At 30.8% G+C, this 15,964-nt stretch carries 13 protein-coding genes and 3 pseudogenes; 12 read left to right on the forward strand and 4 right to left on the reverse strand.

All coding sequences use genetic code 11. From position 1 onward, the window contains the following. The first annotated feature begins 326 nt into the window (after positions 1 to 326). From rpmF to HMPREF2810_RS01545, 5 genes are all read left to right on the forward strand, one after another. Positions 327 to 500: a 50S ribosomal protein L32 gene (gene rpmF / locus HMPREF2810_RS01525; protein WP_002358539.1), complete on the forward strand. Its 174-nt coding sequence runs from the start codon at positions 327 to 329 to the stop codon at positions 498 to 500. A 21-nt stretch (positions 501 to 521) separates the two neighbouring features. Next, positions 522 to 899, forward strand: a complete 378-nt coding sequence (locus HMPREF2810_RS01530) for a hypothetical protein (RefSeq protein ID WP_002382844.1) — start codon at positions 522 to 524, stop codon at positions 897 to 899. Between the two features lie 51 nt (positions 900 to 950). Then, positions 951 to 1,355, forward strand: a complete 405-nt coding sequence (locus HMPREF2810_RS01535; RefSeq protein ID WP_002416065.1) for a NusG domain II-containing protein — start codon at positions 951 to 953, stop codon at positions 1,353 to 1,355. Positions 1,356 to 1,548: 193 nt separating this feature from the next. Next, positions 1,549 to 2,619 (forward strand): ammonium transporter, encoded by a 1,071-nt coding sequence (locus HMPREF2810_RS01540; RefSeq protein ID WP_002387722.1) that lies wholly within the window; start codon positions 1,549 to 1,551, stop codon positions 2,617 to 2,619. A 102-nt stretch (positions 2,620 to 2,721) separates the two neighbouring features. After that, positions 2,722 to 3,855 carry an NAD(P)/FAD-dependent oxidoreductase gene (locus HMPREF2810_RS01545; protein ID WP_002382848.1) on the forward strand — a complete coding sequence of 378 codons (1,134 nt, stop codon included), beginning with the start codon at positions 2,722 to 2,724 and terminating at the stop codon, positions 3,853 to 3,855. Here HMPREF2810_RS01545 and HMPREF2810_RS16185 read toward each other — a convergent pair. The 4 genes and pseudogenes from HMPREF2810_RS16185 to HMPREF2810_RS01560 all read right to left on the reverse strand — a co-directional run. Beyond that, positions 3,810 to 4,141 (reverse strand): annotated as a pseudogene (locus tag HMPREF2810_RS16185) (PTS glucose transporter subunit IIA); the annotation flags it as partial. The gene HMPREF2810_RS01545 and the pseudogene HMPREF2810_RS16185 sit on opposite strands and share 46 nt — an antisense overlap. Before the next feature lie 536 nt (positions 4,142 to 4,677). Then, a pseudogene (locus HMPREF2810_RS15125) lies at positions 4,678 to 4,992 on the reverse strand (transposase); the annotation flags it as partial. A 102-nt stretch (positions 4,993 to 5,094) separates the two neighbouring features. Then, positions 5,095 to 5,370 carry an IS3 family transposase gene (locus tag HMPREF2810_RS01550; protein WP_002367939.1) on the reverse strand — a complete coding sequence of 92 codons (276 nt, stop codon included), beginning with the start codon at positions 5,368 to 5,370 and terminating at the stop codon, positions 5,095 to 5,097. 508 nt (positions 5,371 to 5,878) lie between these two features. Continuing rightward, positions 5,879 to 7,045: an ROK family transcriptional regulator gene (locus HMPREF2810_RS01560; RefSeq protein ID WP_002358549.1), complete on the reverse strand. Its 1,167-nt coding sequence runs from the start codon at positions 7,043 to 7,045 to the stop codon at positions 5,879 to 5,881. A gap of 357 nt (positions 7,046 to 7,402) precedes the next feature. Between HMPREF2810_RS01560 and HMPREF2810_RS01565 the strand changes: the two genes are divergently transcribed. The 7 genes and pseudogenes from HMPREF2810_RS01565 to xylB all read left to right on the forward strand — a co-directional run bounded on the left by HMPREF2810_RS01565 (position 7,403) and on the right by xylB (position 14,958). Continuing rightward, positions 7,403 to 9,478, forward strand: coding sequence for a glycoside hydrolase family 31 protein (locus tag HMPREF2810_RS01565; protein ID WP_002382850.1), 2,076 nt, complete (start codon positions 7,403 to 7,405; stop codon positions 9,476 to 9,478). Continuing rightward, positions 9,478 to 10,263: a PTS mannose/fructose/sorbose/N-acetylgalactosamine transporter subunit IIC gene (locus HMPREF2810_RS01570; protein ID WP_002358551.1), complete on the forward strand. Its 786-nt coding sequence runs from the start codon at positions 9,478 to 9,480 to the stop codon at positions 10,261 to 10,263. The genes HMPREF2810_RS01565 and HMPREF2810_RS01570 overlap by 1 nt, the downstream gene beginning before the upstream one ends. Then, the gene (locus HMPREF2810_RS01575; protein WP_002358552.1) at positions 10,256 to 11,068 is read left to right on the forward strand and encodes a PTS system mannose/fructose/sorbose family transporter subunit IID; all 813 of its coding nucleotides are present in this window, start codon (positions 10,256 to 10,258) and stop codon (positions 11,066 to 11,068) included. The genes HMPREF2810_RS01570 and HMPREF2810_RS01575 overlap by 8 nt, the downstream gene beginning before the upstream one ends. A 24-nt stretch (positions 11,069 to 11,092) precedes the next feature. Beyond that, positions 11,093 to 11,575, forward strand: coding sequence for a PTS sugar transporter subunit IIB (locus HMPREF2810_RS01580; protein WP_002363085.1), 483 nt, complete (start codon positions 11,093 to 11,095; stop codon positions 11,573 to 11,575). Between the two features lie 11 nt (positions 11,576 to 11,586). Then, complete coding sequence (locus HMPREF2810_RS01585) at positions 11,587 to 11,994, forward strand: PTS sugar transporter subunit IIA (protein WP_002382851.1); 408 nt, start codon at positions 11,587 to 11,589, stop codon at positions 11,992 to 11,994. Between the two features lie 104 nt (positions 11,995 to 12,098). Next, a complete protein-coding gene (xylA, locus tag HMPREF2810_RS01590; protein ID WP_002382853.1) occupies positions 12,099 to 13,406 on the forward strand; it encodes a xylose isomerase in 1,308 nt (435 codons plus the stop codon). Positions 13,407 to 13,467: 61 nt separating this feature from the next. Continuing rightward, a pseudogene (xylB, locus tag HMPREF2810_RS01595) lies at positions 13,468 to 14,958 on the forward strand (xylulokinase). The last annotated feature ends 1,006 nt before the right edge of the window (positions 14,959 to 15,964 follow it).

The following is a 15,964-nucleotide window of genomic DNA, read 5'->3' on the forward strand; positions in this document are numbered from 1 at the left end:
TTTTTTCATTTACACAAAATATTTTACACTCTCATCAGTTTAAAGGATACCATAAATTTATAAAAAATATATGGTATGATTATCCATTTTTTGTTAAAAGTAATCAATAATATCTTAAAATTAATAAATTGTGCTATATGCTAGACTAATTTATTATAGAAAGGTTATTGACAAATTAGACACAGCTTGATAGTATAAAGCGAACAAAACGTAATCATTACGATTTGTTCGCTTTATCTGTAATATTTCGCTATAAATAGTTTCAAATAGTATAGTTTGAATGCTCAAGTATTTCAGCAACTTTTATAACACAGGAGGTAATAAATATGGCTGTACCAGCGAGAAGAACATCGAAAACAAAAAAAAGATTGCGTCGAACACATGAAAAATTAAAATCACCTGAAATTTCGTTTGATGAGAATCTTGGTGATTATCGTAAAAGTCATCATGTATCTTTAAAAGGCTATTATGGTGGAAAAAAAGTGATGGATAAAAAATAGGAGGTAATAGTATTGAAGAAAATGAATATTATTTATCCACCACTTGTGGAACAGAGCTTTCAATTTTATCAAGATTATGAACAAGAAAGATATGATAAGTCTGAATTATACAGAATAATGGTTATGAAGAATATTATTAATGAAAATGGCACTCCAACAGAAGAGGCTCTTAAAAAAGGATTAGTTAAAGACTTTTATGAAGAATATGATTTATCTTTTGAAGAATTTTTAAAATTGTACCCGTTTTTTAATAATTATGATCCTGATTATTTCCAGAAAATAGATGGTTTTTGGGAAGTTCCCGTTTGTTTAAAAGAAGAATTAATATTATTACTGAATGATAAAGATTGTGCCTATGATGTACGGATTCAAATTCAACAATTTCTTGAAGAAAGGTGAGTAAAGACAAGATGTTCAGAAACAAATGGAAAAACAGTTCACTAATTAAAAATGTGTAAAAAGGGTCTGATGAAAAAAGGAGACATAATAGTTATTATCTTTTTAATAGCTATCTCTTTTTCTCCATATTTTATTTTTTTTCATAATAATCCATTTCCCCCAAAAAGTTTTGACGACGTTAAATATGCTGTGGTCAAGATAGATGGGAAAGAGATTGAGCGTATAAATTTAGATAATCCAAAAGAATTTATCAAAACGTATTATCCATCAAAAGGGCAATATAATACTATAGAAGTTAAAAATGGACACGTCCGTGTAAAAAAAGATAATAGTCCAGATCAAATTGCGGTGAAAACAGGATGGATATCAGAACCAGGGCAAACTAGTATCTGTATTCCTCACAGATTCATTTTAGAAATTGTTCAACAATATTCTAAGGATTATTATATTTACTAAAATCATTTTTTGGCATACATGCTAAAAAATGATTTTTTGTAAATATTTTATTGCATTAATATCAATATAGTTTAGTTTTATTTGGAAGAATGTAATAACAAATATGAGATGGGAGTGTCCTTATTAAATAACATTCATAAATGTTATATTTTAAGTGAAAGTAATGATTTACAGTTAATTAAATGGAGGTTTTATGAATAACCTATTTATTTTTGTTTGCTTTTGTTTTATGTGGTTAATGATTTTTGGAGTAATTTTATACTATGTTGGTCTAGTTAATCACAGATATATACATCATACTTTAATTTTGGGTTTAGTAACTATTATTTCTGGTACTCTATGTTGGTTATTTGTAGGATACTCATTAAGTTTTTTTGGAAATATTCAATATAGTATCTTTTATAGCCCCTTAGCTTCTAGTGAAATTGTTTCTATACTGATACAATTACTTTTTTGCTTATATTCTGTAATTATGATAATTGGTTCAGTATTAGAAAGAGGTAATTGGAAATATATTGTGTTGTTTGTTCCTTTGTGGATTGTATTTGTTTATGCACCTGTTTGCTTTTCGTTATGGGGACATGGAAATTGGCTAGGGAAAATAGGAGTACTGGATTATTCTGGCGGACTAGTAGTCCATACTACTGCTGGAATTGGAAGTCTTGTTTTGGCAATAACATCACCAATACGTTTAAAGAATTCATTAATATTTAAATCACAAGAAATGATAGCTTTTGTAGGAATGCTATTTATTACCCTAGGATGGTTCGGATTTAATATGGCACCTTCTGGAAAAATCGGTGAAGAATCCATTCAAATTTGGTTAAATACACTTATTTCAATTTTAGGCGGTAGCATCAGCTGGCCTTTTACCCAATGGATTTTAATAAAAAAAGTATCTATCTATTCTATAATGAATGGAATAATCGGCGGATTAGTAGGTAGTACTTGCTCGGTTGGATATATATCTCCTGCAATTAGTTTATTAATTTCGGTAATTGTATGTACCCTTTGTCCAATTGTTATTCACATAATGCATCTACGCATAGCAAACTTTGATGACGCTGCAGATTCTTTTGGGATGAATGCAGTGGGTGGAATTGCAGGATCGATTTTAACTGGTGTCATGGCAGAAAAAGGGGACTTTTTTCTTCAATTATTTGGAACTTTTTTAATCAGTATTTGGAGCCTTAGTTTAAGTCTTTTGATTCATTATTTATTGAAAAAAATAGTAAATGATTGTGATTCTCAATGTATTAGATAAAAAAATTAAAATTATTCCTAGTGTGTATGAATATCAAAATAATAGTCAATAATAACACTCAGGAAGAGATTTGAAGACTTTAAATTTTAGTGGAGGTAAATAATGGAAAATAAAGAAGTTATAATTATTGGAGCAGGCGCTGCTGGCGTAGGTATGGGGGTTGCTTTGAAAGATTTTGGCATAAATAATTTTTCTATCTTAGAGAGAAAGCAGGTAGGTAATAGTTTTATTAAATGGCCTGAGGAAACAAGATTTATCACTCCTTCTTTTACAAGTAATGGCTTTGGGATGCCTGATTTAAATGCAATAGCAATTGATACATCTCCTTCATATACTTTAGGTAAGGAACGTTTATCTGGAAAAGATTATGCTAAATACCTCCAATTAGTTTCAGAAGAATATAAGTTACCTATTAAGACAAATTGTAAAGTTCAATCTATTAAAAAAGAAAAAACTGGTTATTTGCTTGAAACAACAAAAGGATTTATTCATGCAGAATATATAATTTTTGCGATGGGAGAGTTCTCTTTTCCGAATAAATCTAGTGTTAAAGGTTCTTATAAGAATAGTTTACATTATGGCGAGATTAATTCTTGGATTGAAATTAAAGGGGATCAGCAGACAATTATCGGAGGAAATGAGAGTGCGATTGATGCAGCTCTTGAATTAGCTAAATTAGGTAAACGAGTTACAATTTATACAGATACTTTGGGGTTAAATATAAGAGATGCTGACCCAAGCAAAAGGTTATCACCACGCACAAGACAGAGATTTTTTGATTTACGTGTAAATCAAAAAAAATTAGATACTATTAAAATATACACAACTATCAAAGTTAAAAAAATTGATAAAACGTCTACTGGTTATATATTGATTACAGAAAATGGGAAATCATTACCTGTAGAAAATATACCAATTCTTTGTACAGGTTTTGAAAATGGTATAAAATCTATTACTGCATCATTGTTTAAGTATAAGGAAAATGGACAAGTTCTTTTGAATGATTTTGATGAATCAATAATTGCTAAAAATATTTTCTTAATTGGTCCAAATGTACGCAAAGGTAATACCATTTTTTGTTATATATATAAATTTCGACAACGTTTTGCCGTAATTGCTAATGAAATTGCTCGACGAAAACATATTACTATTGACGAAAAAAAATTGTCATACTATAAAAATCAATCTTTTTATTTAGATGATTGCTCTGGGTGTGAAGTAAGATGTAGTTGTTGACAAATAGGAATTACTTCTGAATAACCTTTAGAGTTTGTTATAATAACCATTATTGTATCATAAAGGCCTGAATTTTTAATCATTGGGTTGTCCAATGTTCCAAGAACCTCCCCCTTTTTACTTTTTGATTAGCAACAAATTTTTTAGCGAATCATTTACTACTTAATGATACTGTATCAATACCAATATTAATCAGTAACATGTCCAGTTTCAAATAGAACTTGAACAATACCACATCTACTGGAGAATAAATAGTGTTTCTATTTGGCTTAATAGGAACTATTTTCTTATTGTTGATCCGTCTTGTGTTTGTATTGAAAAAGAAGAAATAATGAGGGATTTAAAATTAGCAAAAAAATTGGTAAAATGAACTAAGGTAACGATCGCACCCTCAATATAATAGTGTCATGAATTTAAACCTCGACTTTTTTGCGGTTGTTACCTTTTTATTTTAGGGTGGAAAATAAATGGTCTCTTTATTTCTTTTTGTTATTTTGCCAGTGATAAACTCCTGTTAAGATAGTAGCTATATAAAAAAGGCAGATACTTAAGAAGAGTATATTCATGATTTCCTCCTAGTTAAATAAAAGTCATGAATGATTGTACCAATATTTTTTAGAGAAGTTAAGATTGAAATAGAAAAATAAATACAATAAAATTTTTATAGACTGTTACGTTGAAATGTTCTTCAGAGACTATTTCTTCCAATACCGCCTACTAGATAGGTGGTTTTAATCATTATTTTCGGAGGTTGTGTTTTGGCCAAAAAGTAAAGATTTAATGGATGTAGGTTCATTTGTGAGCCCATCTAGATAGAACGTTTCAGGACTTTAGTGAGGCATGAAACGATTCGATGCAAGCATTATCTGAAGGTGTCCCTTTTCGGGACCTACTCATGGTAATGCCTTTTTTTATTTGGTTCTGGTAGTTAAAAGAAGTATAAACAGAGTCCTGATCACTATGCAATAGACAATCCGTTGTTTGAGGCAATTGATCAAATGTATCCAGAACAAAATCCGTATCTTGCTTATCACTGATGGTATAGGCGATAAATTCACCATTGTATAAATCCATAATTGAAGACAAATACAATTGATTTTTACCAAAAGGCAGATAAGTAATATCTGTTACCAATTTCTTTAAAGGAGCGTCTGAAGAAAATTACTTATTTAGCTTGTTCTCGACAACCGTGTAAGGTTGTCCCACTTTACTGCGTTTCTTCATTTTCACGCGACAATTCTAATGATATTTCCGCATAATCTTTTGTACGGTGTTTTTATTTACTTTGTATTCCTGATTAATCAACGCAGTAATCTTTCGATAGCCATATCGAAACTTATGCTGGAAGCAAAGTCGACGAACAGCTTCTTCAAGAGGCGTTAACTTTCCCAAGTCTTTTCGATGAGTCCAACGATAATAAGTAGCTCGCGAAATGCCGAAAAGTTGACACAATGCAGTAATGGGTAATTTTCCTTTCATTCTTTTAACTAATTCTACAAATACTTCTGGCTCCACGTTCTTTCCAATTCTTTGAACTTTTTAAGCACCTCAATGTGCATTTTTAAATAGTTATTTTCATTTTTAAGCTGCTGTTCATTTGATAGATTTTCTGGACCTTTTCCATAAGCATATTTTTTTCAACGGGTTGAATCAGACGATGATGATTCTCGCCATTACGATACCCCAACGCCACCATGTGTCAATTTGTGTTTTGTTTTTAATTCCTAATTCTTCCATAATCGTTTTTACAGGAATATTCTCTTTTTTCATCTGTATAGCCATTTCTTTGATGTAAATAGGATAAGATACTCAATTTTTCATTGAAAAAGCACCTCCTAGTTAAATTCATTTTAACGTGAATTCAACAAGAGGTGCTTTTTTTTGTCTCAGTTTATTGGGTCAGTTCCCTATTTGTTTGGTCACTTTTATTTTAGCAAAGGTGTTCTTATTTTTATACAAAAAATAATCCAGATGTCAATCAATCTTATTAATTGTTATCTGGATTTTTCAAGCTCTTGTTGTACTAAATTTTATTTAATTTACCGAGTTTTAATTGTTCAATATTTAAAAATTTCTGTATTGAAAGTGAGATAGCTCCACTAATTACAGGATTCCATTCGATAGGGCTGTTAATAACTAATACGTCTTTTGTAAATTGATTGTTTAAATTTCTTTGGATTATGTTTATTATATCTGGAATTTTTTTTGTTAATGGACTATTGAAAATTACTAATTCAGGTGCATATAACATGATAGCATTATTAACACCAATAGATAAATAGTAGGCATATTGTTCAATCATTTTAACAACTTTTGATTCTTTGTTATTATATAGAATAGAAACTACATCTGAATTTATTTTATTGAGATTTTTCTCTTTCGAAATTTCGTGATAAATCACTTGTGTAGAGCAATATTTTTCTAAGCAACCATGATTTCCACAAGTACATTTTCTTCCATTGGGAAACAAAATAGTATGTCCTAATTGTCCAGCATAACCTTTATTACCAACATCTAGTTTACCATTTTTCACAAGTCCGACACCAATGCCACTATGAAGACTAATGGATGCTAAGTTTTCTATATCTGATGAAAAAGTATATTCACCCAACGCTGATAAATTAGCTTCATTTTGTAAGAATACTGGGAAGTTGTATTCTTGGTTTAACATTTCAACTAGGTTTATTTCAGCAAGATCATTGTAGGAAGTACTGATAATTTTATTATTTAGAACTTGACCTTGAAGAGCTATTGTCATACCTACTATGCCATAATGGGTATGAGGACAATCTGAAGTAAGCTGATTGAATACTTTATGAATTAAATCTTGGACATTTTTTTTGTTAACATAGGTATCAATAAGTTGAACCCTATGGATTTCTTTTCCATCTAAAGAAGCTAATGCGCCATCTATATAGTTATAGCCTAGATCAATTGCAATTACTAAGGCTGAAGAACTACCGTTAAAGGTCAGCATGATAGGTTTTCTTCCTCGATTTGTAGCTTCTCCGATCCTTTTTTCAATGATGAATCCATCGTTTATTAGTTTGTTTGTAATTGAAGAAACAGATGCTTTATTTAAAGAGGTGATCTTACTTAATTCGGCTCTAGATATTTCTCTATGTTTTATAATTTGATTAAGTATTTGAGCTTCATTTTGTTCTCTAATAGTGTATTTGCTGGAAATCATTTTTCTCTCCTTAAATTAGAATAAATTAGTTGTAATTAAAGTTTAAGATTCCTATTTGCTAAAAGCAAATTAATTTATCAAAAAAAATATAGCGTTTACAGTTGACATTTCACTGAGCCTGTTTTATAGTCTATTTATTAATTAGTTTAACGTGCTAACGAATAAATTTCAAGTCATTGATGCTGATTATCTTATGTTTATTTTTTTAGTTAATTAGTTTATCGTGAAAACAAATTAATCTATAACCTTTTGTTGACACAGAGAGAGCAAAAGGAGTGCATATGAAAGCGTTTGTATTGTTGCGATTACTAGTATTGTTATCATATACAAACTAATTAAGAAGAAATTGAAAGTGGGTTGGAAGATGTGATTGAAGTTACACCAAAATCTTTTTCGAGAACTTTTGATGATGAATTATTGATTGTAGAAGCTTGGGGTGAAAATGCCGTTAGAGTCAGATCGTTTGTAGATATGAACTTTGAAAATAGACTTAATTCTTTAATTGGTGAGCCTGATGCTTTAGGTACAGTCATAATAAATCAAGACGAAAATAAGACAGAATTAATAAACGGGAAAATTAGAGTTGTGTTAGACCATCGGGACCGATTGACTTTTTATAATGAAAAAAATGAAGTGCTATTAAAAGAGTTTATCAGATTGAGAGCTGTCAAACATGATGACGGAAGTGAAGATGCAGGTACAATTGAAATAACTAAAGATTTTAATTCAACGCTGAAGTTGAAGTCTAGAGAATACCACTCTAATTTACAAGGTGGTTTTCAGGTTACAACTAGATTTGAATCTGAATCAAGTGAGAAGATTTTTGGAATGGGACAATATCAACAATCTTATCTTGATTTGAAGAATACAGTTCTAGAATTAGCTCAAAGAAACTCACAAGTATCTATACCATTCTATGTATCGAGTTTAGGATATGGATTTTTATGGAATAATCCAGGTATAGGAGAGGTATCATTTGCTAAAAACATGACTCGATGGAAAATGGCTTCTACTAATTATATTGACTATGTAGTAATTGCGGGTGATACCCCAAAAGAGATACTTCGAAATTATAGTGATTTAACTGGTAAAGTTCCTAAAATGCCTGAAAACTTATTGGGATTATGGCAAAGTAAACTACGCTATCGATCTCCAAATGAAGTAATGGATGTTGTAAAAAAATACTATGCTTTGGGAATAAAACTTTCAACTATAGCTATTGACTATTTCCATTGGCCTAAACAAGGTGAATATCGATTTGATGAAGAATATTGGCCTCAACCTGAACAATTTTTAAGAACATTAAGAGATGAATATAATGTAGAGCCAATTATTTCCATATGGCCTACTGTACAAACTGATGCAATGAATTTTAATGAATATCTAGAAAATGGTTACTTAGTGAAAGTAAATCGTGGCGTTAGATTAACAATGCAAATTCAAGGAAATACAATTTTTGTTGATATGACTAATGAGAAAGCACGAGAATATGTTTGGAACCTCATTAAAAAGAATTATGTTAACAAAGGAGTTAAATATTTTTGGCTAGATGTAGCTGAGCCTGGGTATTCTGTATATGATTTCGATAATTATCGATATAAAAAAGGAACCGATTTACAAATTGGGAATTTGTATCCAATCGATTATTTATCAATGATTTCTGAAGGTTTAGGAAATAATCAATCAGTTGTTACACTTGTAAGAGGTGGATGGGCAGGGGCTCAACGCTATGGAGCTTTGTTATGGTCAGGAGATATTGATTCTAGCTTTGAAGCTTTTCGTAATCAAGTAAATACTGGATTAAACGTTGGGTTGGCTGGGTTACCTTGGTGGACAACAGATATTGGAGGATTTCATGGAGGAGATCCTAAAGATCCTGAGTTTAGAGAATTACTAGTCCGCTGGTTCCAATATGCAACATTTTCGCCTATTTTACGAATGCATGGTGATCGCTTACCACACAGCAAACCATTATCTGATCATGGAGGAGGATCAATGGTTACCGGAGCTCCAAATGAAATTTGGTCTTATGGTAAAGAAGTCGAACAAATACTAACGAAATATATAAAAATACGAGAAGAATTGAAGCCTTATATTAGTAAGTTGATGAGACAGGCCCATGAGTTTGGTGATCCACTTATGAGAACATTATTTTATGAATATCCACATGATCAGAATGCATGGAATATTGAAGATACCTATTTATTTGGAGATGCGATTCTTGTTGCGCCTATTGAAAATTATAAAGAAACTAGTCGAGAAGTTTATTTACCAAAAGGTGAAAGTTGGACAAACCTATGGACAAGAGAAAACTTTGATGGTGGAAAAACAGTGGTAGTCGAAGCAGACATTCAACAAATCCCGATTTTTATCAAAACAAGTGAAAAAGGTAAATTTTCAAAATTATTTGATGTAATTAAGGAGGAAAATTAATGGAAGCAAGTATTTTTCAATTAGTATTAATTGTGCTGTATGGATTTTTTATTAACTTTGAAAAAAACTCAACAATGTTTGGAACTTATCAACCGGTAACAGCGGGTTTTGTTACAGGATTAATCCTAGGTGATATATCAACAGGTTTATTTATCGGTGGTACTTTACAGTTACTATCTTTGGGAATAAGTAATTTTGGAGGAGCTTCAATACCTGACTATCAAACAGCAAGTATCGTAGCAACTTTTATTACAATTACTACTGGGCAAAAACCATCTGTAGGAATCTCTATTGGTATACCAGTAGCTTTATTGATGGTCCAACTAGATGTTATCAGAAATACCATAGGTATCTGGATGGTTCACAAAGCTGAAGCAGGTGTGAAAAAAGGTGATTATAGTATGATTACCAAAATGCAAATGTTTGGCGTATTTTTAACAGCAGCAACAACAGGCATACCAGTAGCATTGGCAGTAATTTTCGGTCCATCATTAATTAATACAATTCTATCGTATACTCCAGAATGGCTAACCAATGGATTAACTGTTGCTGGAGGTTTACTACCAGCTGTCGGTATAGGGTTACTACTGCGATATTTACCTGCAAAAGAATATTTTAGTTATCTTGTTATTGGTTTTGTAATGGCTGTTTATATGAAAATACCTTTATTAGGAGTAGCGCTTGTAGGGGCAGCTATTGCATTAATAATTTATAAAAAAAATAGTCAAGATTTAGTAAAGAATACTGTGATTAATATAGCAGGGGGGATGGATGACGATGAATAATATCGAACAATTAAAATTACGCATTGATACAAAAACTAAACGAAGTGTTTTGTGGAGATGGTTTTTTACAAGCTCAGTTTCTTCTAATTATGAAAAGATGCAAGCGCTAGCATATTGTTATGCAGTATTACCATTTTTAAAAATAGCATATAAAAATAAACCAGAAGCATTACAAAAAGCGGTATTAAATCATTTACAATTTTTTAATACTAATCCTTGGGTGGCACCTTACATTTTAGGTATTAATGTAGCTATGGAAGAGAATGCTGACGAAAACACAGAAGAGGCTGTAACATCTATTAAGACAGGCCTTATGGGCCCGGTAGCTGGTTTGGGTGATAGTTTATTTGTAGTTATTCCTTGGACTATATTTGGTGCTATTGCAGCAAATATGGCTATTGATGGTAGTCCAGTTGGAATTTTGTTATGGATTGTTGTAAGTGTAGCGCTAAAATTAGTTAGTATTCCATTATTTAATGCAGGATATGCCTCAGGAACAAAATTAATTGCTACTATAGAAAAAAGTTTGAAATTATTAACTGAGTCAACTTCGATTTTAGGATTAATGGTCGTGGGGGCATTAATACCTTCAGTCGTTAAAGCTAATATTACTTTAAACTTTAAACAGGGTAATTTTTCAATGAAAGGTCAAGATATTTTGGATCAAATAATGCCTGGATTATTGCCTGCATTATTAGTTGGTTTAGTTTTCTGGGCATTAAAGAAGAACGTTAAACCTATTTACTTAATTCTTGGTGTTATGGTATTGTCAATTGTTTTAGCGGCTCTAGGTATTTTAAAATAAAATAATTTATGGGAGGCATTTTCGATGGAAATGAAAGGTATTAACAATATTAGAATTGATGATCGCTTGATCCATGGTCAAGTAGCTACAATGTGGAGTAATAAATTGGGAGTAACACGTTTAATGGTAGTGAACGACAACGTTGCTAAAAATGATTTACAAAAGCAGGTTTTAAGAATGGCAGTTCCTGCTGGAATTTCTTCGTCTATCATAACTGAAGAAACAGCTATTAGTAATATTAAAAATGGCAAATATGAAGGACAAAATGTTCTGATGATTGTCAAATCACCCGTAGATTTATTACCATTTATTGAAAATGATTTAGAGATAAAAAGAATCAATGTTGGTAATATGTCAAATCGTAATAATACTACTGTTTTAAGACCAAATATTAGTGTCACTGATGAAGAGCGATCTGCTTTTGAGAAACTATTAAGTCTAGATATTGAAATAACAACAATTATGACACCAGATGATAAAAAGACTTTTTTAAAAGATATATTGTAAAGGAGATCATTATGACCAACGAAGTAATTTTAATGAGCCATGGCCTTATGGCGAAAGAAATTTTGAATTCGGCTCAAATGATCTTAGGTGATCAAATAAATTATCCTGTTGTTTCTATGACGCCTGATGATGGTATTGAAGGGACCTTTAATAAATTAGATAAAATTATTGGTACTTTAAATGATGCAAAAAGAATTGTGATTTTAGCAGATCTGATGGGTGGGACTCCAGCAAATACTGCCATGATGCTAGCAAGTGAAGACTCAAGAATTCAGATAATAACTGGAGTTAATTTGGGAATGGTTTTAGAATCATTCTTTGCTATAAAAGAGGAAAATCTTGTAGAACATTTATTGAAAATAGGTACCGAAAGTATTAAAATACCGAAGTTACAAATTGCTGAAGAAGAGGAAGAGTAAAATTAAAACTACCTCTGACTAATTAATTTTCAATAGTATATAAATTATAAAAATATTAATCGAATTGAAATAACAATTTTAAAGATGATAAGGAGACTTTTAACATGGTTTACTTCCCAAAAATCGAAAAAATTAAATATGAAGGAACGAACACAAAAAATATGTACGCGTTTCGACACTATAACCCAGAAGAAATAATTATGGGAAAGACTATGAAAGAACATTTACGATTTGCTGTAGCATACTGGCACACTATGACACAAGACGGTTCAGATACTTTTGGAAAAGCAGTTAATAAGCGAAGTTGGTTGGGAGAATCTCCTATGGAGACTGCAAAAAAAAGAGTTATAGCTTTTTTTGAAATTTTAGAAAAGCTAGATGTTGAATATTTTTGTTTTCATGACATTGATATTGCTCCAGAAGGTAACTCTTTAAAAGAATTCTTTTCTAATATTGATGAAATTACAGATTTAATAAAAGAAAAGATGGATGAAACTGGTATTAAACTATTGTGGAATACTGCAAATATGTTTTCAAATCCTCGTTATGTCAACGGCGCAGCATCTACAAATAATGCAAACGTATACGCTATCGCAGCTGCTCAGGTAAAAAAAGGTTTAGATGTTTCAAAAAAATTAGGTGGAGAAAATTATGTTTTTTGGGGTGGACGTGAAGGATATGAAACATTACTAAATACTGATATGAAGTTTGAACAAGATAATATTGCGCGTCTATTCAAAATGGCTATATTTTACGGTGAAAAAATTGGACACAAGCCACAATTTTTGATTGAACCAAAACCCAAAGAGCCTTCAAAACATCAATACGATTTCGATGCTGCAACTACTATGGCATTTATTTTAAAATACGGGTTAGAAAAGGATTTTAAGCTAAATCTAGAGGCTAACCATGCAACTTTAGCTGGACATACATTTGAACATGAACTTAATGTAGCTCGAAACTATGGGGCCTTGGGTTCAATTGATGCTAATCAAGGTGATGTTCTGCTTGGCTGGGATACAGATGAATTTCCTACTAATGTTTATGATGTTACATTAGCTATGTATGAAATACTAGAAAATGGGGGTATTGAACCTGGGGGAATAAACTTTGATTCTAAAGTTAGACGTTCATCTTTTGAAATGGAAGATTTATTACTTGCTCACATTGCTGGAATGGATACATTTGCGAGAGGATTAAAGAGTGCGATGAAATTAAAAGAGGATCGTTTCTTTGAGGATCTAAAAGAACAGCGTTATTCATCGTTTAAAAAAGGTATTGGAGCAAAAATTATTTCTGGAAAAGAAAATTTAGAAAGTTTAACTAATTATGCCCTAAAAAATGATGAACCAATAATAGAATCAAGTCATATAGAATATGTAAAAAATATTTTAAATGATTATCTGTATTAAGAAAAATGAGCTGAAATATCTTTTGTAGGTATTTCAGCTTTTTTGAAAGGATTTAATAATTATGAGTTATGTTTTAGGTATAGATTTAGGTACAAGTTCATTAAAAGGATTATTGGTATCTGAAATAGGGGATGTCATTGCTACGTCTTCATCAGATTATCCATTGTTTTCTTCAAGACCAGGATATAGTGAACAAAATCCACACGATTGGATTAAAGCAATTGAAAATGTAATTAATGATTTATTGAGTGAATTTCCCGAAATGAAAAAAGAATTGAAAGGGATTAGTATATCTGGACAAATGCATAGTTTAGTATTATTAGACAAGGATAATGAAATAATTCGTCCTGCTATTTTATGGAATGATGTACGTACAACGAAACAATGTGAGGATATTATGAATTGTATGGGGAGAGAAGTACAGGAAATTACTAAAAATATTGCTTTAGAAGGCTTTACTTTGCCAAAAATTTTATGGGTTTAAGAAAATGAAGAAAAGAATTGGACTAAAACGAGGCATATAATGTTACCTAAGGATTATTTGGTACATTGGCTAACTGGTTGTTATTCTACGGATTATTCAGATGCAGCTGGTACGTTAATGCTAGATGTTAAAAAGCGCGTTTGGTCCAAGACAATTCTTGATAAGTTTAATATTCCTAAGGAGTATTTGCCAACATTATTTGAGTCTTCAGCTAAAGTTGGTAATATGAGAAGTTCGTTGATTAATAGATTTGGACTAGAAACAAAAGTGGAAATTTTTGCAGGTGGAGCTGATAATGCTTGTGCGGCTATTGGAGCTGGGATAGTTAATTCTGAAGTAGCAATGCTGTCAATTGGTACTAGTGGCGTCTTTTTGTCAATGGAAGACGATGCTGAGAACGAATATCAAGGTAATCTCCACTTATTTAATTCAGCTCTGCCTAATTCTTATTACTCCATGGGAGTAACGTTGGCAGCAGGTAATTCTTTAAAATGGTTTAGAGATACATTTGCTAAAGATGTAGAATTTTCTGATTTGTTAGCGAATATTGATGAAGTAATAGTAGGAAGTGAGGGCTTGATTTTTACTCCCTATATAAGAGGAGAAAGAACTCCGTATCAAGATAGTCAAATTCGGGGGAGTTTTATTGGTATCGATAGTCGACATAGTCTAAAACATTTTACACGATCAGTTATTGAAGGAATAACTTTTTCATTAAAAGAATCTAAAGTAATCATGGAACAAAGAAAAAATTTGAAAATAAAAAAAATTATTTCTGTAGGTGGAGGAACGAAAAATCAACAATGGCTTCAGATACAGGCTGATATTTTTGGCCTTCCTATCACTACATTGGAAACGGAACAGGGTCCTAGCTTGGGAGCTGCAATATTAGCAGTTATTGGTTGTGGTATGTGTGCAAACATTGATAGTTGTATTAAAATGTTTGTGAAATATAAAAAAGTATATCAACCAATTGAAAAAAATGTGTTGTTATATAATAAATTCTTTCAAGTATATAGTAAAGTTTATTCTACTACTAAAGAGATTTGTTATCAATTACAAGAGTAAACGTTAGTCAATTTAATATAATAGTGTTAGTCAAAAAGCATAAAGTAATATTTTAAATTTTTGTCTCCATGATAAATAGAATTGCATTATTTAAGGCAAATAGATAGTACAAAAGATTATGCTTTCTAGAAAATTAAAATAGTTAAGTAAGAAAAGGCGTTTTGTTTGAATATATTTCTTATAACTATTGTACAACGAATAGAATATAAAAATTATGATAGATAGTATGAATGTGTATTTGATGGATAATATATAGATAAAAAAGAGCGTAGCAGGCAATGAAATAGAAAGAAAGTACTATATTTAACTTACCGTAACTATTCTGTAACATTTAGAAAATAAGAATAGTTACGGTAAGTTAAAAAACGTTTTATAATTTTTGTTTTCGAGATAAAAGCTAATGAAAAAGAAGATAATTAAAGTTTTAGTTATTTGTGTTGAAATTAGTATTGGTTTCACAGCATTAGGGACAATTTTGAAAAAGGTTACTCAATTAATAATACGTTAGCAAATCCGTAAAATTCATTAGATGGAAACTTAAATAATCTTTTATTAAAATGAGGATAGAACTTTTATCAGTAAAAGCATTGTATAATAAAAAAAGAGTTTAACTAACAATTAGTGGTTTTGCTCTAAGAAATAAATATTAGAATTACTAATGCCGATATAAATTCTTTAAGGATGGTTAGTTTTTTTCATAGCCTTAGAATAGTTGCAAAATTTCATATAGGACAATGAAAAATAATTGAATATAAGAAAACTAATGGCTAGGAAACTCCAAAATTCTTGAACGACAATGGGGGGTATTTTTTTAAATTATCTATATCCTTTTAATGATAATATATCGCAAAAAGAAAGTGATTATTACTGTTAATCATGTTGTATTAAAAAAGCTTGCCTAATTTAGAAATAAATTTATTTCTAAATAATGTTACAGAAAATACTACTCCACCTAAACATCCGATTAAGCTTATATGATTTGTCAAATTAAGTTAGAATAAAATGC

Origin of the sequence: Enterococcus sp. HMSC078F03 (genome assembly GCF_001811595.1) — a bacterium.
Classification (GTDB): Bacteria; Bacillota; Bacilli; order Lactobacillales; family Enterococcaceae; genus Enterococcus; species Enterococcus faecalis.

Bases quoted from the DNA above. Each gene is read 5' to 3' on its own strand.
- rpmF (WP_002358539.1), top strand. From the start codon at position 327: ATGGCTGTACCAGCGAGAAGAACATCGAAAACAAAAAAAAGATTGCGT.
- HMPREF2810_RS01530 (WP_002382844.1), top strand. From the start codon at position 522: ATGAATATTATTTATCCACCACTTGTGGAACAGAGCTTTCAATTTTAT.
- HMPREF2810_RS01535 (WP_002416065.1), top strand. From the start codon at position 951: ATGTGTAAAAAGGGTCTGATGAAAAAAGGAGACATAATAGTTATTATC.
- HMPREF2810_RS01540 (WP_002387722.1), top strand. From the start codon at position 1,549: ATGAATAACCTATTTATTTTTGTTTGCTTTTGTTTTATGTGGTTAATG.
- HMPREF2810_RS01545 (WP_002382848.1), top strand. From the start codon at position 2,722: ATGGAAAATAAAGAAGTTATAATTATTGGAGCAGGCGCTGCTGGCGTA.
- HMPREF2810_RS01560 (WP_002358549.1), bottom strand. From the start codon at position 7,045: ATGATTTCCAGCAAATACACTATTAGAGAACAAAATGAAGCTCAAATA.
- HMPREF2810_RS01570 (WP_002358551.1), top strand. From the start codon at position 9,478: ATGGAAGCAAGTATTTTTCAATTAGTATTAATTGTGCTGTATGGATTT.
- HMPREF2810_RS01575 (WP_002358552.1), top strand. From the start codon at position 10,256: ATGAATAATATCGAACAATTAAAATTACGCATTGATACAAAAACTAAA.
- HMPREF2810_RS01580 (WP_002363085.1), top strand. From the start codon at position 11,093: ATGGAAATGAAAGGTATTAACAATATTAGAATTGATGATCGCTTGATC.
- HMPREF2810_RS01585 (WP_002382851.1), top strand. From the start codon at position 11,587: ATGACCAACGAAGTAATTTTAATGAGCCATGGCCTTATGGCGAAAGAA.
- xylA (WP_002382853.1), top strand. From the start codon at position 12,099: ATGGTTTACTTCCCAAAAATCGAAAAAATTAAATATGAAGGAACGAAC.